We start from the raw sequence: 18350 nt of genomic DNA, 5'->3' as shown, positions 1-18350 counted from the left end.
GTGGGGCACGCGCGGAGAGCGGGGGTCGGCTGGGTGTTCGTGCTGCCCTTCCTGCTCATGTTCGTCGTGTTCTACCTCGGGCCGCTGCTGGCGGGGCTCGGGATGAGCTTCACCGACTTCCGCAGCACCGACGTGGCCGACGTGCTCGCCGTCGACCCGGTCGGGGTGGAGAACTACATCCGGCTGGCCCAGGACGCCTCCATGGTCAGGGCGGCGCTCAACACGCTGGTCTTCGTGCTGTTCTGCCTGCCGCTGACGATCGGGCTGGGGCTGGCCGCGGCGGTCGCGCTCAACTCGGGCATCGCCCGGCTGCCGGCCGCGTTCTTCCGGCTCGGCTACTACCTGCCGCACATCACCAGCATCATCGGCATCGCCGTGGCCTGGAAGTTCCTGCTGGAGCCGGAGGCGGGGCTGGTCAACCGGCTGCTGGAGCTCGTGGGCGTCGCCGGCCCAGCCTGGCTGCAGGATGAGCGTACGGCGCTGCCGTCCATCATCGTCATGACCGCCTGGCGCGGGTTCGGCTTCGACATGGTCGTCTTCCTGGCGGCGCTGCAGGGGATCCCGCGCGAGTTCTACGAGGCGGCGGAGGTCGACGGCGCGAGCCGGTGGCAGCGCTTCTGGTCGATCACGGTGCCGCAGCTGCGGCCGGTGATCCTGTTCTGCACCGTCTACAGCACCGTCGGCTTCCTGCAGTTCATGGAGGAGCCCCTGGTCATGACCGGCGGCGGGCCGCTCAACTCGACGCTGTCGGTCTCGCTGGCCATCTGGAAGCAGTTCGGCGTCGGCAACTACGGCTACGCGGGGGCCGCGGCCACCGTGCTCTTCACGGTGATCATCGCGCTGGCGGTGCTGCAGCTCAGGATCGGGAGGCGGCGATGAGACGCACCCGCAGGCAGCACCTGCTCACCTACGCCGGCCTCGCGCTCGGGCTGCTGCTGGTCACCGGGCCGTTCCTGTGGGCCGGGCTGAGCTCGCTCAAGCCCGAGCCGGAGATCCGCCGCGACCCGCCGACGTTCCTGCCGGAGACCTGGACGCTGGGCAACTACGCCGAGCTGCTGGAGCGCGTGCACATCGGGCAGGCGTTCGTGAACTCGGTGATCGTGTCGCTGGCCGTCGTCGCGGGCAACCTGCTCTTCTGCTCGATGGTCGGGTACGGCTTCGCCAAGCTCCGCTTCCGGGGAAAGAACGCGGCGTTCGCGCTGGTCCTGGCCCAGATGGCGGTCCCGGCGATCGTGCTCATGATCCCGCAGTTCGTGCTGATCTCGCGGCTGGGCCTGGTCAACACCTTCCTCGGCATCATCCTGCCGGGGCTGATCGCGCCACTGGGCGTGTTCATGATGCGGCAGTTCATCGCCGAGCTGCCCGACGAGCTCATCCACGCCGCCCGGGTCGACGGGGCGGGGGAGTTCCGGATCTTCTTCCGGATCGTGCTGCCCCTGTGCAGACCGGCACTGGCCACGCTGGGGCTGATCACCTTCCTGAACGCGTGGAACAACTTCCTCTGGCCCGCGGTCGTGGCGCAGTCGGAGGACGTCTACACGCTGCCGGTCGCCCTCAACATCCTCAACGGACAGGAGACCACCCACTACAACCTGCTGGTCGCCGGCGCGATGATCGTGGTCGCGCCGATCTTGATCCTCTTCGTGGTCTTGCAGCGCTTCTTCGTCCAGGGAATCGCCACCTCCGGCCTCAAGTAAGGAGTGCCGTCCATGCTGTTCAAGACCCTGCTGATCGGCCTGCTCGCAACGACACCGGTATCAGCAACAGATCCCGATTTATCGCTCTATAGGTATGCGAAGGACACGTGGCGCTCGATGAGCGCCATGGTCGAGCCCGCCACCGGCCTGCCCGCCGACAAGGTCACCGGCGACCTGCGCACCCGGGCCAAGGTCACCTCGCCCACCAACGTCGCCACCTACGTCTGGAGCACGCTCACCGCCCGCGACCTCGGCCTCATCAACGCCGGCGACGCCGCCGGGCGCGTGGGCCGGGTCCTGGCCGCACTGGAGAAGATGGAGCGCCACGCCCCCACCGGCCAGTACTACAACTGGTACGACCCGGCCACGCTCGCGCTCGTCCGCGTCTGGCCGGAGAGCGGCGACCCGGTCCGGCTCTTCGCCTCCAGCGTGGACAACGGCTGGCTGGCCACCGCGCTGATGATGCTGCCCAAGGCCATGCCCCAGCACGCGGCCAAGGCCACCCGCCTGGCCCGCTCCATGAACTTCGCCTCCTACTACGACCCCGCCGCCCGCCCCGACGCCGGGACCGGCCTGATCCGCGGCGGCTTCTGGCCGGAGAAACCCGAAGGCTGCTCGGTGGAGACCGACTACCCCGGCACCGGCACGATCGTCTACTCCACCTGCCACCACTACGGCGCCCCCGCCGAGACCCGCATCGCCACCTATGTCGGCATCGCCCTCGGCCAGATCCCGCGTGAGCACTACTTCGGCATCTACCGCACCTTCCCCGACGCCGGCTGCGACTGGGCCTGGCAGGACCAGAAACCGGCCGGCTCCTGGAAGGAGTACCTGGGCGTCAAGGTCTGGGAGGGCACGTACGGCTACCGCGGCATGCGCTACGTCCCCAACTGGGGCGGATCGATGTTCGAGGCCCTGATGCCCGACCTCGTGGTGCCCGAGGCGGCCTGGGCGCCCAGGAGCTGGGGCCGCAACCATCCGGTCTTCGTCCAGGGCCAGATCCAGCACGGGCTGGACGAGGCGAAATACGGCTACTGGGGCTTCTCGCCGGCCAACGACCCGCACGGCGGCTACCGCGAGTACGGCGTGGACCCGCTGGGCATGGACGCCCCCGGATACACCTCCGACAGGGAACGCACCCAGACCGACCCGGGGTACGAGGGCTGCCGCCCCGCCCAGCCGGAGCCGGCCGCCTTCGGCGACGGGGTCGTCACGCCGCATGCCTCCTTCCTGGCTCTGCCGTACGCGAAGAAGCAGGCGATGGCGAACCTGGCCAAGCTGAAGCGGGACTTCGACGCCTACGGGCCCGGCGGCTTCTACGACAGCGTCGCGGTCAGGTCGGGCACCGTGTCGCGCTGGTATCTCGCGCTGGACCAGGGCATGGTCATGGCCGCGCTGGGCAACCTGCTGGCGCGCGGCAACATGCACCGCTACTTCGGCACGCCCGCCGTCGAGGCCAGGCTCCGTCCGGTGATGGGGCTTGAATCCTGGGACGTCGTCCCACCCGCCACCACCCGATAGAAAGGGAAATTTCACACGATGAGTAGGGCCGATGCCGCACGGCGTGACTGGCAGGAACGTATCCACCGGGCCTCGGGGGAGGTCATCCCGGTCAACCGGCTCGAGCTACCGGCCCCCGAGGGGCTGCGGGCCGAGCCGGGCGCCGGGCACGTGACGCTGACCTGGGAGCCGGTGCCCGGCGCCATCGGCTACCTGGTGCACAGGGACGGCCGGCCGGTCACCCAGCCGGACGTGGACGTCCCCGCGGTGCCGTCCTGCCGCTTCGTGGACACCGGCCACGGCCCGGCCGCCTACGCGGTGGCCGCCGTGGCCAGCATGGAGGTGACCGGCGCCTTCTCGGCGCCGGTCCACGCCGGGCCGTTGGACGGGCCGGCGGGCGTCGTCGTGCGGGTCGATCCGGGTACGGTCACCCGCCCGTTGCCCAGGCCGTGGCAGTTCATGATCGGCTCGGAGCACCTGTCGCACATGCTCAGCGAGGACCACACCGGCGGCCGCCCGATCGGGCCGGAGCTGACCGCCGCCCTCAGGAGGGTGCGGGAGGAGCTCGGCGTCCAGACCGTGCGGGCGCACGCCATCCTCTGCGACGACCTCGGCGTGTACAAGGAGGTGGACGGGGCCCCGGTCTACGACTTCAGCGGGGTGGACCGGGTCTACGACACCATCATGGAGTTCGGGCTGCGGCCGGTCGTGGAGCTCGGGTACATGCCGCGCGACCTGGCCGCCGACCCGTCGAAGACGGTCTTCGGCTACCAGGCGATCATCTCGCCGCCCAAGGACTTCGAGGCGTGGGGCGACCTGGTCAGGGCGCTGGTGGAGCATCTGGCCGAGCGCTACGGGATCCAGGAGCTCGTGGACAACTGGGCCTTCGAGGTGTGGAACGAGGCCAACCTGGCGGTCTTCTGGTCCGGCACGCCATCCGAATATTTCCTGCTTTATGACGTCACGGCGGCGGCGGTGAAGAACGTCCACCCGGACCTGCGGGTGGGCGGCCCCGCCTCGGCGGCCAACGGCTGGGTCGAGGAGCTGCTGGCCCACGTGGGCGAGTCCGGCGCCGCGCTCGACTTCGTCTCCACCCACACCTACGGCAACGCCCCGCTCGACTGGCGCCCCGCCCTCCAGCGCCACGGCCGCGCCGGAACGCCGATCTGGTGGACCGAGTGGGGGCCCACGCCCACCCACTTCCACAGCATCGGCGACGGCCCGTTCGGCGCCGCCTTCCTGCTGCACGGCATGAAGGCGGCGGCCGGTCGGCTGGAGGCGCTGGCGCACTGGGTGGCCTCCGACCACTTCGAGGAACTGGGCCGCCCGCCCCGCCTGTTCCACGGCGGCTTCGGCCTGCTGACCGTCGGCAACCTGCGCAAACCCCGCTACCACGCACTCGCCCTGGCCGCCCGCCTGGGCCCGCAGGAGCTGGCCGCCGAGGTGAGCGGCGACCCCGGCGGCGTGGAGGTCTGGGCCGCCCGCCACGACGACGGCCGCGTCGGCGTGCTGCTCTGGAACGGCACCCTCAACCACGCCCAGGCCGGCGGCGATCCCGGCCTGGCCCGCACGGTCACCCTGGAGATCCCCGGCCTGGAGGGCGAGCACCAGCTCACCCACCACCGCATCGACGAGCGGCACACCAACATCGAGGCGGTCTGGCAGGGGATGGGCGGCGGCGACTGGCCCGCGGCCGGGCAGTGGGCGGAACTGGCCGCCGCCGACGGCCTGGCCGAGCTGGCGCCGCCGGTGCGCGTGCGGGGGCCGGTGCGGCTGGAGTTCCTGCTGCCCATGCCGGGGGTGTCCTTCGTGGAACTGACCAGACTCCAGCCATGACCCCGGCCGCCGCATCCCGGCGGCGGCCGTCACGCTGCGGCGGCCGTCAGGATGGGGCGGCCGTCAGGATGGGGCGGCCGTCAGGATGCGGCGGTCAGTCCTTCTCCTCGTGCCCGCCGAACCCCTTGCGCTGGGCCGACTGCACCCTCCCGGCGAACGCCGCCGCCCCCTGCGAGGCGAAGCGGCTGTAGAGCGCGGCGGTCAGCACCGGCGCCGGCACGCCCTCCTCGATGGCCGCGATGCCGGTCCAGCGCCCCTCACCGGAGTCGGAGACCCGCCCCGCGAACCGATCCAGGCCGGGATCGGCATAAAGGGCGGCGGCGGTCAGGTCCAGCAGCCAGGATCCGATCACGCTGCCGCGCCGCCACACCTCGGCGACCTCGGCCAGGTCGATCCCGTCGTACTGGTAGTACTGCGGCTCACGCAGCGGCGCCGTCTCCGCGTCCGCCTCGCGCCGGTGCCGGCCCGCCCCCGCCTCGCGGATCACGCTCAGCCCCTCGGCGTACGCGGCCATGATCGCGTACTCGATGCCGTTGTGGACCATCTTCACGAAGTGCCCCGCACCGGGCGGCCCGCAGTGCAGCCACCCCTGCTCGGCCGGGCTGGGCTCGCCGGTCCTGCCCGGGGTACGGCCGGCCGCCCCGATCCCGGGCGCCAGCGCCACCAGCACCGGCTCGACCAGCTTCACCGCCTCGTCGTCGCCGCCGACCATGAGGCAGTAGCCACGCTCCAGCCCCCAGACCCCGCCGCTGGTCCCGGCGTCCACGTAGTGAATCCCGCGCTCCCGGGCCGCCTGCGCCCGGTCCACGTCGTCGCGGTAGTAGGAGTTGCCGCCGTCGATCACCACGTCGCCGGCCTCCAGCAGCCCGAACAGCGTCTCGGCGGCCTGCCCGGTGACCGCGGCGGGCAGCATCAGCCAGACGGCCCGCGGCGCCGGCAGCGCCCGCACCAGTTCCTCGAGCGAGCCGGTCCCGCGGGCGCCCTCGGCGGTCAGCGCCGCGACCGCCTCCGGCGACCGGTCGAACACCACGCACTCGTGACCGGCGCGCATGATCCGGCGCACCATGTTCGCGCCCATGCGGCCGAGTCCCACCATTGCGATTCGCATACCGGACACCTTCCCCGGGGCCGGGTAATGCGACAGTCATTCGGCTGCCTGATTCCACCCGGTTTCCACGGACACGCGGCACCGTTCCGGCTCGTCACCGGCCGCGACGAACAACGCCGTCAGCAGGGGTACGGCGTGGCCGAGCGCTGCCCGGGGCAGCGGCCCGGTGGCGACCAGCGCGGTCAGCCCGTGGCCGGCGACCCAGCTCCGCGTGGCCAGCTCCAGGGCGTCCACGTCGTCCCGGAACCTCCCGAGGGCTTTGGCCCGCTCGACGTTCGTGACCAGCGCGTGCAGGGTGTCGTCGGCCGCAGCCGCGTCCTCCAGCTCGAAGGCGGCCTCGAACATGACCCGGTACAGATCCGGGTTGTCCAGCGCGTTGGCGGTGTAGGCGGCGCCGAGGGCGGCGAGGTCGCGGACCGGGTCCTCGCTCAGCGGGACGCGGGCCAGCCGGGCGGCCAGCCGTACGAAGCCTTCCTGACGCATCGCGCTCCACAGCCCGTCCATGCCGCCGAAGTGGGTGTAGACGGCCATGGTGGAGACCCCGGCGCCCTCGACCAGCGCGCGGAGCGTGACCGGCTGCCGGGTGCGCAGCATGTGGGCCGCCCGGTCGATCAGCAGGGTGCGGACCGCGGGGTCCTTCGTGCGTGCCATGGCCCCTAGAATACATAACATAGCTATGTTATGTTTTGGGTATGGCTGTGACCCTGCACAATCCCGACGGGCTGCCGAAGCCCGATGTTTACCGCCAGCTCTCGGTCGCGACCGGGTCGAAGCTGGTCTTCCTGGCCGGGCAGGTCGCCCGCGCCGCGGACGGCTCGAAGGTGGGCGAAGGCGACCTCGCCGCCCAGGTCGAGCAGTCCTACCTCAACGTCGCCACCGCCCTGGCCGGCGTCGGCGCTACCTTCGCCGACGTGGCGAAGCTGACCGTCTACGTCGTCGACTGGACGCCGGACAAGATGCCACTGCTGGGCGAGGGGGTGAGCCGGGCGGCGGCCAGACTGGGCATCGACCCGGTCAAGCCCATCACGCTGCTGGGCGTGTCCGCGCTGGGCGAGCCCGACCTGCTGGTGGAGGTCGAGGCCACGGCCGTCGTGGAGTAACCGGACGCGCCTGCCCTGCCACTCCGGGGAGCCGCGCCCTCGCCCTGGGCCGCCACCCCTCTCGGGGGAACCCCGCCGCCTGCCCGCCCTTCCTGACCGGGGAGCCGCGCCACTCGTCCGCCTTCCGGCCCTGGGCTCGCCACCCACCCGCCTTCCCGCACCGGGAGCTGGGCTGCTTGCCTGCCGGGTCAGAGGTAGGCGCGGGTGGCGGTGACCAGGTCGGGGGTGGCGTCGCGGGTGTCGACGTAGAGGGCCGTGTCAGGGGTGCGCTCGTGGATGTCGCGTTCCCTGATGGCCAGGACCGCAGGGGCGGCGGCGCCGGCGCCGTAGCGGGCGGCGATGGCCGAGGTGGCGGCCCGCCGTACCGTTGTCACCACCTCGCGCGTCTCGTGACCGGAGCCCGAGGCGGCGACGTAGCCCAGCATCGCGGCGAAGCGCAGCTCGGTCTCCGCGGCCGGGCGCTGCTCGGGCAGGACGGGGCGGTCGAGCCAGAAGACCCGGCCGGCCAGGAAGGCGTCGAAGGGCAGGGTGCGGGCCGTCTCCGCGAGGAGCACGCCGAACTCGGCCAGGTCGGCATCCGGCGGCAGGTCCGTCGTGACGAGCAGGGGCACGATCAGCGAATCGAGCATGAGCAGGCATCCCTCCGTGAGGTCGCTCATCGTAGAGGGCGGCACCGACATTCTCCGGCCGGGCGTGGCGGTGTTGGCTACGGTTTGGTCCAGACGAGGGAGTACCGCCACAGCAGATGGCGCCGCCACCTGGCCCCCGGCAGCAGGGTGAGAGCCTGGCGGCGCACCTGTGACCAGGTCATCGTGGGCTCGGCCGTGGGAGCGGTCTGTACGGCGCCGCCGTACATCCTGGAGACGATCTGATGCTTGATCACGCTGCCCGCGTCGATGACCCAGTCGCCGGGGGTGGCGTTCCTGCCCAGGCCGATGACGACCAGGCGGCCGCCGGGGCGCAGCAGGCCGGCCATCTTGGTCAGCGCGGGGGCGAAGGGCAGGTGGTGCAGGGTGGCGACGGTGCACACGAAGTCGTAGGACCGCTCGGGCAGATCGCCGGTCATGAAGTCGGCCTGGAGGTAGGCGGGGGCGCCGCCGGCGGCGCGGGCTTCGGCGATCATCTCGGCGGAGACGTCGACGCCCGTGACACGCTGCGAGGTCTCCGACAGTTTCCGGGCGAGGAGCCCGTCGCCGCAGCCGACGTCCAGCGCATGCTCGCACCCCCGCGGCACCTGGGCGAGGATCAGCGGATGGAAGGCGATGTTGTGATTCCAGTGCACCGTCGCCACGGTAACAAGATCACAAGAAGAGGGAGTTCCATTCGTCCACAATGGCCGAGTGGACGATGGAGTCCCGCCAGCCTTCCGGCGCCAGCACGTGGTGCCGGATCCTGCCTTCCTCGATCATCCCCGCGGTCAGCATCGCGAGCTGGGCGGGGATGTTGGCGGGGGAGCGTGCCCCCCAGATGCGGTGGAGTCCGAGGGAGCGGAAGCCGAAGCCTAACAACAGGCGGATGAGGTCGGTTCCGATGCCGCGGCCCCACTGGTCGGGGCGCAGGCCGAGGCCGATTTCCGCGCTGTGCGGATGGTCGGCCTCGACGTGCAGGCGCGCCACCCCGATCACGTCGTGCTGGTCGGGATCGGTCACGGCCAGGAGGTAGAGGCGCCGGGGTTCGGCCGCCGCCGCGGCCATGGCTTCCTCGACGATCCCGGCCACCTCGTCGAGGGAACGTGGATTGAACGGCAGATGCTCTGTCGCCGCACGGTTGCCATAGATCGCGTGCAGCGCGTCGACGTCGGACAGAGTGACGTCCCGTAAGCCGAGACGCTCGCCGACGACGTTTACGCAGTGCATGCGCTGACGGTAACGCCTATATAGTGATCTTTACAAGTCTTGTCAAGATGCTAGTTGACTTCCGTAAGCTCGCGCGACAAGTTCGGCGATGGCGCCGTGCGCGCCGAGGGGGCCGGCGTGGCCCGCGCCGATGGCTTCGGCGGCACGTTCGACCAGGCCGTCGGGTGTGTCGATGGAGCAGACGGCGATCGCCAGGCGCTCGGCGCCGGCGGCGCGCAGGCGCTCGGCGGCCACGGCGACGCCCGGCTCGCTGTCGAGGGAGGCGGCCACGACGGGCATCGTCAGCCGCGAGGCGAGCAGGACGGCGGTGGGCTGGGCGGCCGCCACGGCCTGCTCGCCGCCGAGGGTGCCGAGGATGACGGCGTCCACGGGGCTGCCGACGTTCAGCAGCCGCACGCGATCGGCCCTGGCCAGGCCGCGCTCGGCCAGGCGGATGTGGAGGGCCTCGGCGAGCAGCGGGTGGGGGCCGAGCGCCTCGGTGACGGCTGCTTCGGCGCCGGAGGCGGCGACGTGCTTGCCGATTTCGCCGAGGACGGCCGGGTCGTCCCAGGTCAGCAAGGGCACGACCACACTGCCCCGCTCCTCGGTCAGGGCCCTGGGGAGTTCGGCGACGGTCGTGAGGCGTACCTCGATCTGCGGGTTGTCGACCCTGACCACGGCCGCGATCTCCGCGGCGGCGCCGTCGACGTCGCCGGGGCAGGCGAGCACGAGCACGGGGGCGTCCGGGGGCAGGGACGTGGGCACCGGGCGCCGATGACGGCCGCCGCCGGGCCGGGGGGAACGTTCGCGTACAGGCAAGCTCACGGCGCGCATTTTATGCGCATTCGCTGATCCATGTAACGAAACCTGGCTGCGATTCGATCACGCCGCGTTCTGTGATCGAGATCACATCGTAATCCCCGCCGTCGTTGACCAAGGACGACGAACGGGAGCAATGTTGGCCCAACTAGAAACGCGTTCTAGAGCGAAGGTTCTACCCCGGAGGACTTGGGATGAAGCCGTTCTATGTCCGCGAACTCCACGTGTATCCGGTCGGCCGCCACCGCATCCGGCTCTTGGCCGTCGCCGTGCTCGCCTCGCTGGTCGCCAACTTCGAGACCACCATCGCCACCATCCTCCCGCTGCTGCGCGAAGACCTCGGGATGAGCCTCCAGACGTACGGGCTCATCGCCGCCGCCTCGGTCCTCGTCGGCGGGCTGTCAGCCGGGTTCGGCGGCATCCTGTCCGACCGGTGGGGCCGCGTCGTCATCCTCGTCCCCACCCTGACCGTCACCGCCGCCTGCAACTTCCTGCTGGCCACCGTCGAGACGACCACCGGCCTCTTCTTCGTCCGGTGCCTGATGTTGTTCATCGAGGGCGCCGGGATCACCATCACCGCCTCGCTCGTGCGCGACTTCTCCCCGCGGGTGGGCCGGGCCCAGGCGTTCGCCTTCTGGACCTGGGGACCCGTCGGCGCCTCCTTCCTCGCCTCGCTGCTCGCCAGCCTCACCCTGCCGCTGTTCGGCAACGCCTGGCAGTCGCAGGCGATCATCATGGGCGTCGTCTCCCTGGTCATGTGCGCGGTGATCATCTGGCAGATCGCCGAGCCGTCCGCCGCCCTGCGCGCCCAGGTCATGCAGGCCGAAGCGGCCGTCGTCGCCGAGGAGAAGATCCATCCGGGCCGGGTCCGCGAGCTGCTGCGCCACCCGCACCTGTGGGCGCACGTGCTCGGCAACACCGGCTGGCAGGTGCTCTACTGGACCTTCGCGATCTTCGGCCAGACCGTCCTGGTCGACGCGTTCGGCATGGACACCGCCGCCGCCAACGGCGTCGTCGCCCTCGGCATCGTCCTGAACGCCCTGGCCGTCATCGCCGTCGGCCGCCTGTCCGACCGCCTGCAGGTCCGCAAGCCGTTCACCGCCGCCGGGACCGTCCTGACCGTCGCGTCCCTCGCCTACTTCGTCGCCCTCATCGGCTCCGGCACCTCCGCCACCCGGGTCACCGTGCTGTTCGCGCTGATGTTCCTGTTCATGGGTGTGGCCTACGTGCCGTGGATGGCCAACTTCTCCGAGAACGCCGAGGACGTCGAATCCCGCCTGCAGGGGGCGGCGCTGGGCATCTGGGGGATGGTCGTGCGCGTGATGATCGTGGCGCTGCTGGTGATCTCGCCCGGCGTTGTGGCAGCGGGCGGCTGGCAGACCTGGCTGGGCGTCGCCCTGGCCGGCCAGGTGATCTTCCTGGCCTCGATGGCCGCCTTCAAGGGCGGCTGGCGCCCTGTCCGCACCCTCCCCCTGCAGAGCTCAAAGGGCCACCCCTAGCCCTGGATCTCGAGGGACCACTTCTAACCCCGGGTCCTGGAGGGCCACGTCTGGCCCCGGGTCCTGGAGGGCCGCTCCTCGCCGCAGGTCCGGGCCGGCCTTTTGGCATAGGTACGGCCCGGCCGTCCGCACCGGTGTGGCCTCCGCGCGGGCGGTTGCCCGGTGCGGTGGTCACAGCAGGAGCTCGGCCAGTTCCTCCAGCAGGTCCGCCGCCCGGCGGGCCTTGCCGGGGTCGGCGACGGCCTGGCCGATCGTCTCGTCGATGCTCCGGCCCGCGCGGCGGGTGATCGCGTGCAACGCGCCGGCGGCGACGCTGACGCGGGTGCGCCGCCCGTCGCCGGGGTCGGTGGTGGTCGTCACCAGCCCGCGCGCCTTGAGCCGGGACACCGAGGCCGACACATGACTCTGCGCGAAGCCGGTGCGCCGGCAGATCTCGCTGATGGATCCGGCCGGGTGCTTGATCACGTCCTCGAGGACGGCGGCCTCTCCCGGTGTCAGCGACAGGTCGCCGGGTTCGCCGGTGACCTGTGCGGACAGCTCGAGCAGGCGCTTGCCCAGCCGGTGCAGTCGTCCTCCATCCATGGCGGAAGATTACATCGCCACCGAAACATCTGTAGCGATGTATCGTTGGCGATGAATAGTCGTCAGAGCGAGGAGGCACACGATGGAGCGAGAACCACTGCAAGGAGTGGAGAAGACGGCATTAGGGGTGGCGGTGGTCAGGGCGCGGGAGAGCCGGAGGGAAGACCGGCTGTTCGACGATCCCTACGCCCGGGCCTTCGTGGACGCCGCGCCCGGGGTGTTCCCCGCCGAACCCGCATCCGCCCGGGACCTCGCCGCGTTCGGGCCGCTGGCCCATCTGGGCGAGCTGTTCTACCTCCACGGGGTCATCCGGACGCGGTTCTTCGACGACCACCTCCTGAGCGCGACCGCGGCAGGGTGCCGCCAGGTGGTCCTGCTCGCCGCGGGCCTCGACGCGCGCGCCTTCCGGCTGCCCTGGCCGGACGGCGTGCGGATGTTCGAGCTCGACCTGCCCGAGGTGCTGACCTTCAAGGACACCGTGCTGACCGGATGCGCCGCCGTACCACGCTGCGAACGCGCCGTCGTGCCGGCCGACCTGCGCGAGGATTGGGCGAGCGAACTGGCCGCGGCCGGATTCGACCGGGGCACGCCCACCGCCTGGCTCGCCGAAGGACTCCTGCTCTACCTGACCGCCGAGGAGAGCGCTCGGCTGCTCACCGGCGTCGGCGAGCTCTCCGCTCCGGGCAGCGAACTCGCCTTCGAGCTCTCCGCTCCGGCCGGCCGGCTCCCCTTCGAGCAGGGCGGCTCCGGGATGCTCGCTCAGGCATGGGAGATGCCGGCGATGCGGCAATACGCCGAGCTGTGGAAGGGCGGCCTGGGTGAGGACGCTCCCGGCTGGCTGAGCCGGTACGGCTGGCGGCCCCAGACACATGACTGGGCCACGGCGGCCGCCTCCTACGGGCGGTCTGCAGCGGCGGCGCCGGAGTCGGCGGGCGGTGGGTTCGTCACGGCCGTCCGGGGCGGTCGCTGACCTCGCCGCGTGTGGCGGTCAGGGTCCGGACGTACCAGTCGAGCAGGTCGTCGTCGCCCGCCTTCGCCCGCTTCAGATAGGCGAAACCGGATCTCCTGGCCACGTTCGCCGAGGCGAGGTTCTCCGGATCCACGGTGATGACCGCCTCGGCCGCGCCGGCGCTTCGCGCGTGCCGGCAGGCGAGTGTCACGGCGCGTGTGGCGATGCCCCGGCCGCGCCATGCCGGGTAGAGCCCGTAGGCGAGATTGACCTGCCCGGGGGCCAGGTAGGGCTGGTGGAAATGCACTTCCATCGTCCCGGCGAGGGTCTCGCGCGCGCCCGCACGCACCCCGAAAGCGTGTACGGACCCGCCGCTCGCCCACTGTTCCATGCAGCGGCGCACGTGCTTCTCGACGGTGGCGCGGGTGCCGGGGCCTCCGTTGAGCCAGCGCACCAGGTGCTCGTCCTCTCCGGCCAGGTGCGCGTCGACGTCCTCCATGCTCAAGGGCGTCAACGTGACCACGCCGTCGGTCAGCCTCACGATCTCCGGCATGGCGCGAGTCTCGCAGCCGCGCCTGGGCGGGTGCCACCGCATTATCCGCAGCTTCGGCCCGGGCGGCGTTGGCAGCCGCCGCCCGGGCCCCTTTCGCGGGAAGGTCAGGCCTTCTGCGGCACGCTCGCCGGCGTCTCCAGGTCGTGCGGGGAAGGGGCGATCGCCAGGCCGATCGCGGTGATGGCCAGGGCGATCACGACGTACACGGAGATGGCCAGCGTCGAACGGAAGGACTCGAACAACGCCACCGCCACGATCGGGGCGATGGCGCCGCCGAGGATGCCGGCCACCTGGTAGCCCATGGAGGCGCCGCTGTAGCGCAGGCGGGTGCTGAACAGCTCGGCGATGAAGGCGGCCTGCGGGCCGTACATCGCGGCGTGGGTGACCAGGGCGACGACGGCGGCCAGCGCGATCAGCGGGAACGACTTGGTCTCCAGCAGCGGGAAGAAGGCGAAGACCCAGACGGCGGCCCCGACGACGCCGCCGAAGTAGACGGTGCGGCGGCCCACGCGATCCGACAGGGCGCCGAAGGCGGGGATGAGCGCCAGTTGCAGGGCCGAGCCGATCAGGACGGCGTTCAGGCCGACCGAGCGGTCCAGCTTCAGGACCGTGGTGATGTAGACCAGGATGTAGGCGGTGAAGGTGTAGAAGGCCACGTCCACGCCGATGCGGGCGGTGAAAGCGGACAGCAGGGCGCGCGGGTGCGTGCGGATGACCTCCACCAGCGGCATCGTGGCCTTGGCCCCCTTGGTGTCCACCTCGGTGAACTCCGGTGACTCGGTGACGCGCCGCCGTACCCAGAAGCCGACCAGCACGAGCACGCCCGACAGCAGGAACGGCACCCGCCAGCCCCACGCCAGGAACGCGGCGTTCGGCATGATCAGCGACAGCAGCGCGAGCAGGGCGGTGGCCAGGACGAAGCCGGCCGGGACGCCCACCTGGGGCCAGCTGGCGTTGAAGCCGCGGCGGCGCGGGTCGCCGTGCTCCATCGTCATGATGACCGCGCCGCCCCACTCGCCGCCGAGGCCGAGGCCCTGGACGAAGCGGAGTACGGCCAGCAGCACGGGAGCCAGGATGCCGACGCTCTCGTAGCCGGGCAGGACGCCGATGAGGAAGGTGGAGACGCCCATCATGAGCAGGGTGACCACGAGGACGGTCTTGCGGCCGACGCGGTCGCCGTAGTGGCCGAAGACGATGCCGCCGAGCGGCCGGGCGACGAACGCCACGGCGTTGGAGGCGAGTGCGGCGATGGTCGCGTAGAACGGGTCCAGCGACGGGAAGAAGAGCTTCCCGAAGACCAGGGCCGAGGCAGTGGTGTAGAGGAAGAAGTCGTACCACTCCAGCGACGTGCCGACCAGGCTGGCCAGGATCACCCGCCTTGTCTGCTGGGGGGAACCAGACATCGCATCGCCTTTCCTAGGGTTTCTCTCAACATAAGGATCGTTGAACAATTCGACAAGGGGTTTGTGGGGTGATTACCTCTTACTTGTGGATAACGCGCTTGCGGATCTCGAACACGAACGGTCCCGGCTGGGTCGCACCAGCACGGCGGAACGAGTGGCCGACATCCTGCGCGACCGCATCATCGAGGGCTTCTTCGAGCCGGGGCAGCGGCTGTCGGAAGAGTCGATCTCCGAGGCGCTCGGCGTCTCGCGCAACACGCTGCGCGAGGCATTCCGGCTCCTCGGGCACGAGCGGCTGCTGGACCATCGGCTCAACCGCGGCGTCTTCGTCCGCGTGCTGTCGGCCGAGGACGTGGCCGACCTCTACCGCGTGCGCCGGGTGCTCCAGGGCGCCGCGGTGCGCCGGCGTCCCACGGGGGCGGCGCTGGCGGTGATCAGGGAGGCGGTGGCCGACGCGGAAAGGGCGGCCGCCGCCGACGACTGGCGAGCGGTCGGCACCGCCAACATCCGATTCCATCAGGCGCTGGTCACCATGAACGGGAGCCCCAGGCTCGACGAGACCATGAGACAGCTCCTGGCCGAGCTGCGCCTCGTTTTCCACGTCATGGAGAACCCGCGTGGCTTCCACGAGCCGTTCGTCGAGCGCAATCGCGAGTTGCTGGAGCTCATCGAAGCCGGACGCGCCGACGAGGCCGCCACGTTCCTCGACGCCTATCTCGACCATGCCGAGCAACTACTCGTTCGCGCCTACGATCCCAGCCGATAGCGTTCGTCCATGGACAGGACCTTCACCCTCGACGAGGCCCGGGCACTGCTTCCGGCGATCATCGAGGAGGCGGGAGAACTCGTCGCGGCCCGCGCCGATCTGGCCGAGATCGCCTTCACCCGGGAGCAGGGCGAAGCCTCCCCGCTGGGCGGGCTGGCCGAGCTGAAAGGGCTGGAGGCCAGAATCGAGGAGATCATCAGCGGCTGGCACGAGCAGGGGCTGCAGGTGAAGGGCATCGCGCCGGTGCTACTCGACTTTCCCTCGACGTTTGATGGGCACCGGGTCTGCCTGTGCTGGATCGAGGGCGAGCGGGAACTGGGCTGGTACCACCGTGACGAGCTGGGATTCGCGGGCCGCAGGCCGATCTGACGGGCGGCAGGCCAGATCTGACCGGCAGAAAGCCGACCTGGCGGACCTCGGGTTGCTCCGGCGGACCTCGGGTTGCTCCGACCGACCCGGCCTGCTCCGACGGACCGGGCCTCGGGTTGCTCCTACGGGCTCGGCGTGCTCTGGCGGGTCTCGGGTTGCTCCGACGGATCCGGTCTGTTCCGACGGACCGGGCCTCGGGTTGCTCCGACGGACCTCCGGTTGCTCTGGCGGACCCGGTCTGTTCCGACGGACCCGGCCTGCTCCGACGGACCGGGCCTCGGGTTGCTCCTACGGGCTCGGCGTGCTCTGGCGGGTCTCGGGTTGCTCTGGCGGACCCGGCGTGCTCCGACGGACCCGGTCTGTTCCGACCGACCCGGCCTGCTCTGAGGGGCCGGGTGCGGCGCGACCACGGGGGGATCGCGCCGCACGGTCTTGGCCGGTCAGCCTACGGTGTCCGACAGTGTCATTTTTGAGGGTCAGTCGACAACGTCCTTGATGAAGGTCAGTCGGCAACGTCCTTCGTGAAGGTCAGCCGACAACGTTCTTCATGAGGTCAGTCGGCAACGTTCTTCATGAGGTCAGCCGATCGTGTCCTTCATGGCGGAGGCCGGGGGCGGTGAGGCCGAGTGGGCTGTCAGGGCTGGGCCCGGCAGGTCGGGGTCCAGGGAGTGGCGGGCTACCGAGTCGGCTACGGCGTCGGCGTTCACGTCGATGGCCGTCATGTTGACGTTGGCCCGCGTGTCGCACGCCTGGTGGTAGCAGACGTCGTAGGCTACCCCCGCCTGCCCGCCGAACAACGCGGCCTCCGCTTCGGTCTTCCTGCCCTCGGCGCCGGTGAACAGGCCGCCGGCCGGGATGCCGTTGGTGATGAACGGCCCGTAGTCGGAGCGCCCGTCGAAGTCGGTGCCGACCGTGGCCAGCCCCTTCTTGGTGAAGAACGCCTCGAAGGTCTTCTCGATCTCGTCGGAGCCGGGCGGCCCGGCGGGGGCGCCGACGCCGTCGGAGTTGTCGCCGTCGTAGACCTTGTAGGCGAAGTTGGGCGAGCCGACCATGTCGAAGTTCAGGTAGAGCGCGATCTTCGCCCGTTCGGCTTCCGGCAGCGAGTTGACGTAGTAGGTGGAGCCGAGCAGCCCGACCTCCTCCGCGCCCCACCAGGCGAACCTGGTGCGGTTGAGCGTCGGGAAGATCTTGGCCTGCAATGCCGTCTCCAGTAGTGCGGCGCTGCCCGAGCCGTTGTCGTTGAGCCCCGGCCCGGCGGGGACGCCGTCCAGGTGCGCCCCGGACATCACGACCTTGCCCGGCCGCCCGAAGCGGGATTCGGCCAGGACGTTCTGCGTGACGATCTTCGTGGTCTCGGCCGCGGTCTTGACGCGTACCGTCGTGGCCGCCGGGTCGGCCAGGTCGGCGCCGGTGGCGAACGAGGTGAAGACGACGGGGATCGACACCGAGTCGTCCGGGTAGCTCACGCTGGCCCCGGTTACGCCGGTACGGCCCGGCTGTCCCTCATTGAAGATGACCGCCGCGACCGCGCCGGCCCGCTTGGCGTTGCGCACCTTCACGTAGTACGGGCAGGTGCCCCGCTGCAGCAGCGCCACCCGCCCGGCGGCGAACCCGGCGAAGTCGCTCTCCTGGCAGCCGCTGGTGGAGGAGTTGGCCACGGGCCCCGGCGGGATCTGCAGGTCGACCGCCTGGATCTGCCCACTGGCCTCTCCCGAGACGGTCCCGGTCAGGTAGCCGACCTCGCTGCCCGGCACGTACGTCTTCGGGTCCGGCGCGGTCTGCTCCAGCACCGGCGGCGCCAGTTCGGTGAAGGCGCCGATGAGCGGGAAGTCCTGGACGGTGACCCGGTAACCGGCCTTGCGCAGCTTGCCGGCCACGTAGTCGCGGGAGGCGGCGTAGCCGGGGGTGTCAAGCGCCCGGGTGCCGCCGTTGGCGTCGGCGATGGCTTGGAGGGCGTCCAGGTGCTTGGCGACGCCCGACGGTTTGACCAGGTGGGTGAGCAGCTTGGCGAAGACGTCCTGCGGGGTGGCGGCCTGCGCGGCGGTGCTCTGTCCGGTGGTGGTTCGCGCGGCGGTGACCGGTCCGGTGGTGGCCAGTCCGGTGGTGGTCCGTGCGGTGGTCGCCTGCCCGGTGGCGGCCAGCGCGCCGGCGGGTGCCGCCGGCGGCAGGGTGAGCACGGCGGCCGCGGCCACCACGGGGAGCGCGCGCCGAGTGATGCGTAAGAGCAACGTCCCTCCTAGGGATCCGGATAAGTCCCCCGAAACGTGCGAGAACCGGAAAATATGCGATCCCAGGCGTTCTGAATAGTGGCCGAGCTGTGATCAACCCAGCCGT

General features: G+C 70.9%; 19 protein-coding genes. 9 read left to right on the top strand and 10 right to left on the bottom strand.

The genetic code is table 11. The features are described 5' to 3' along the window. The 4 genes from FVE25_RS06900 to FVE25_RS06885 are packed head-to-tail and all read left to right on the top strand — an operon-like array spanning position 1 to position 5033. On the top strand, positions 1-879 hold the full coding sequence (locus FVE25_RS06900; protein WP_219825362.1) for a carbohydrate ABC transporter permease: 879 nt from the start codon (positions 1-3) through the stop codon (positions 877-879). Further along, on the top strand, positions 876-1697 hold the full coding sequence (locus tag FVE25_RS06895; RefSeq protein ID WP_157245611.1) for a carbohydrate ABC transporter permease: 822 nt from the start codon (positions 876-878) through the stop codon (positions 1695-1697). Before FVE25_RS06900 ends, FVE25_RS06895 begins: the two co-directional genes overlap by 4 nt. A 12-nt stretch (positions 1698-1709) precedes the next feature. Next, positions 1710-3218: a glucoamylase family protein gene (locus FVE25_RS06890; RefSeq protein ID WP_157245610.1), complete on the top strand. Its 1509-nt coding sequence runs from the start codon at positions 1710-1712 to the stop codon at positions 3216-3218. 18 nt (positions 3219-3236) lie between these two features. Then, positions 3237-5033 (top strand): GH39 family glycosyl hydrolase, encoded by a 1797-nt coding sequence (locus FVE25_RS06885; RefSeq protein ID WP_157245609.1) that lies wholly within the window; start codon positions 3237-3239, stop codon positions 5031-5033. A 94-nt stretch (positions 5034-5127) separates the two neighbouring features. Here the strand turns inward: FVE25_RS06885 and gnd are convergent, their stop codons facing one another. Together gnd and FVE25_RS06875 are read right to left on the bottom strand one after the other, a co-directional pair. Then, positions 5128-6141 carry a phosphogluconate dehydrogenase (NAD(+)-dependent, decarboxylating) gene (gnd, locus tag FVE25_RS06880; RefSeq protein WP_157245608.1) on the bottom strand — a complete coding sequence of 338 codons (1014 nt, stop codon included), beginning with the start codon at positions 6139-6141 and terminating at the stop codon, positions 5128-5130. Between the two features lie 36 nt (positions 6142-6177). Next, positions 6178-6792 (bottom strand): TetR/AcrR family transcriptional regulator, encoded by a 615-nt coding sequence (locus tag FVE25_RS06875; protein WP_157245607.1) that lies wholly within the window; start codon positions 6790-6792, stop codon positions 6178-6180. A gap of 41 nt (positions 6793-6833) precedes the next feature. Here FVE25_RS06875 and FVE25_RS06870 point away from each other — a divergent pair, with 41 nt between their 5' ends. Then, positions 6834-7241, top strand: a complete 408-nt coding sequence (locus tag FVE25_RS06870) for a RidA family protein (RefSeq protein WP_157245606.1) — start codon at positions 6834-6836, stop codon at positions 7239-7241. Between the two features lie 188 nt (positions 7242-7429). Here FVE25_RS06870 and FVE25_RS06865 read toward each other — a convergent pair whose 3' ends face one another. From FVE25_RS06865 to FVE25_RS06850, 4 genes are all read right to left on the bottom strand, one after another. Then, entirely contained in the window at positions 7430-7870 is a 441-nt protein-coding gene (locus FVE25_RS06865; RefSeq protein WP_157245605.1) for a hypothetical protein, read from the bottom strand. A gap of 77 nt (positions 7871-7947) precedes the next feature. Then, positions 7948-8523: a class I SAM-dependent methyltransferase gene (locus FVE25_RS06860; protein WP_246266743.1), complete on the bottom strand. Its 576-nt coding sequence runs from the start codon at positions 8521-8523 to the stop codon at positions 7948-7950. Between the two features lie 19 nt (positions 8524-8542). After that, entirely contained in the window at positions 8543-9097 is a 555-nt protein-coding gene (locus tag FVE25_RS06855; protein WP_157245604.1) for a GNAT family N-acetyltransferase, read from the bottom strand. Positions 9098-9139: 42 nt separating this feature from the next. Beyond that, positions 9140-9910: a sirohydrochlorin chelatase gene (locus FVE25_RS06850; protein WP_425489477.1), complete on the bottom strand. Its 771-nt coding sequence runs from the start codon at positions 9908-9910 to the stop codon at positions 9140-9142. Positions 9911-10089: 179 nt separating this feature from the next. Between FVE25_RS06850 and FVE25_RS06845 the strand changes: the two genes are divergently transcribed. Continuing rightward, positions 10090-11394 (top strand): MFS transporter, encoded by a 1305-nt coding sequence (locus FVE25_RS06845; RefSeq protein WP_157245603.1) that lies wholly within the window; start codon positions 10090-10092, stop codon positions 11392-11394. Between the two features lie 171 nt (positions 11395-11565). Here the strand turns inward: FVE25_RS06845 and FVE25_RS06840 are convergent, their stop codons facing one another. Beyond that, positions 11566-11976 carry a helix-turn-helix domain-containing protein gene (locus FVE25_RS06840; protein ID WP_157245602.1) on the bottom strand — a complete coding sequence of 137 codons (411 nt, stop codon included), beginning with the start codon at positions 11974-11976 and terminating at the stop codon, positions 11566-11568. Positions 11977-12058: 82 nt separating this feature from the next. On the opposite strand from FVE25_RS06840, the gene FVE25_RS06835 reads away from it, so the two are divergent. Continuing rightward, entirely contained in the window at positions 12059-12946 is an 888-nt protein-coding gene (locus tag FVE25_RS06835) for an SAM-dependent methyltransferase (RefSeq protein WP_157245601.1), read from the top strand. Here FVE25_RS06835 and FVE25_RS06830 read toward each other — a convergent pair. Further along, positions 12921-13478, bottom strand: coding sequence for a GNAT family N-acetyltransferase (locus tag FVE25_RS06830; RefSeq protein ID WP_157245600.1), 558 nt, complete (start codon positions 13476-13478; stop codon positions 12921-12923). The two genes, FVE25_RS06835 and FVE25_RS06830, sit on opposite strands and share 26 nt — an antisense overlap. A 104-nt stretch (positions 13479-13582) precedes the next feature. Beyond that, the gene (locus FVE25_RS06825) at positions 13583-14881 is read right to left on the bottom strand and encodes an MFS transporter (protein WP_181019487.1); all 1299 of its coding nucleotides are present in this window, start codon (positions 14879-14881) and stop codon (positions 13583-13585) included. An 85-nt stretch (positions 14882-14966) separates the two neighbouring features. On the opposite strand from FVE25_RS06825, the gene FVE25_RS06820 reads away from it, so the two are divergent. Next, positions 14967-15647 (top strand): GntR family transcriptional regulator, encoded by a 681-nt coding sequence (locus FVE25_RS06820; protein ID WP_219825361.1) that lies wholly within the window; start codon positions 14967-14969, stop codon positions 15645-15647. Positions 15648-15656: 9 nt separating this feature from the next. After that, positions 15657-16016, top strand: coding sequence for a DUF2203 domain-containing protein (locus FVE25_RS06815; RefSeq protein WP_157245599.1), 360 nt, complete (start codon positions 15657-15659; stop codon positions 16014-16016). 578 nt (positions 16017-16594) lie between these two features. On the opposite strand, the gene FVE25_RS06810 is transcribed toward FVE25_RS06815, so the two are convergent. Beyond that, positions 16595-18244 carry a M28 family metallopeptidase gene (locus tag FVE25_RS06810; RefSeq protein WP_246266739.1) on the bottom strand — a complete coding sequence of 550 codons (1650 nt, stop codon included), beginning with the start codon at positions 18242-18244 and terminating at the stop codon, positions 16595-16597. Between the last annotated feature and the right edge of the window lie 106 nt (positions 18245-18350).

It is taken from the genome of Nonomuraea typhae (assembly GCF_009760925.1).
GTDB classification, from domain to species: domain Bacteria; phylum Actinomycetota; class Actinomycetes; order Streptosporangiales; family Streptosporangiaceae; genus Nonomuraea; species Nonomuraea typhae.
The sequence above is the reverse complement of the archived record's forward strand: the minus strand, read 5'-3'. Positions and strand labels throughout refer to the sequence as shown.

Excerpts from the sequence above, each read along its gene's own strand:
- FVE25_RS06875 (WP_157245607.1), bottom strand. The coding sequence starts at position 6,792 with ATGGCACGCACGAAGGACCCCGCGGTCCGCACCCTGCTGATCGACCGG.
- FVE25_RS06815 (WP_157245599.1), top strand. The coding sequence starts at position 15,657 with ATGGACAGGACCTTCACCCTCGACGAGGCCCGGGCACTGCTTCCGGCG.
- FVE25_RS06890 (WP_157245610.1), top strand. The coding sequence starts at position 1,710 with ATGCTGTTCAAGACCCTGCTGATCGGCCTGCTCGCAACGACACCGGTA.
- FVE25_RS06870 (WP_157245606.1), top strand. The coding sequence starts at position 6,834 with ATGGCTGTGACCCTGCACAATCCCGACGGGCTGCCGAAGCCCGATGTT.
- FVE25_RS06895 (WP_157245611.1), top strand. The coding sequence starts at position 876 with ATGAGACGCACCCGCAGGCAGCACCTGCTCACCTACGCCGGCCTCGCG.
- FVE25_RS06855 (WP_157245604.1), bottom strand. The coding sequence starts at position 9,097 with ATGCACTGCGTAAACGTCGTCGGCGAGCGTCTCGGCTTACGGGACGTC.
- FVE25_RS06885 (WP_157245609.1), top strand. The coding sequence starts at position 3,237 with ATGAGTAGGGCCGATGCCGCACGGCGTGACTGGCAGGAACGTATCCAC.
- FVE25_RS06865 (WP_157245605.1), bottom strand. The coding sequence starts at position 7,870 with ATGCTCGATTCGCTGATCGTGCCCCTGCTCGTCACGACGGACCTGCCG.
- gnd (WP_157245608.1), bottom strand. The coding sequence starts at position 6,141 with ATGCGAATCGCAATGGTGGGACTCGGCCGCATGGGCGCGAACATGGTG.
- FVE25_RS06840 (WP_157245602.1), bottom strand. The coding sequence starts at position 11,976 with ATGGATGGAGGACGACTGCACCGGCTGGGCAAGCGCCTGCTCGAGCTG.
- FVE25_RS06835 (WP_157245601.1), top strand. The coding sequence starts at position 12,059 with ATGGAGCGAGAACCACTGCAAGGAGTGGAGAAGACGGCATTAGGGGTG.
- FVE25_RS06825 (WP_181019487.1), bottom strand. The coding sequence starts at position 14,881 with ATGTCTGGTTCCCCCCAGCAGACAAGGCGGGTGATCCTGGCCAGCCTG.
- FVE25_RS06850 (WP_425489477.1), bottom strand. The coding sequence starts at position 9,910 with ATGCGCGCCGTGAGCTTGCCTGTACGCGAACGTTCCCCCCGGCCCGGC.
- FVE25_RS06845 (WP_157245603.1), top strand. The coding sequence starts at position 10,090 with ATGAAGCCGTTCTATGTCCGCGAACTCCACGTGTATCCGGTCGGCCGC.
- FVE25_RS06830 (WP_157245600.1), bottom strand. The coding sequence starts at position 13,478 with ATGCCGGAGATCGTGAGGCTGACCGACGGCGTGGTCACGTTGACGCCC.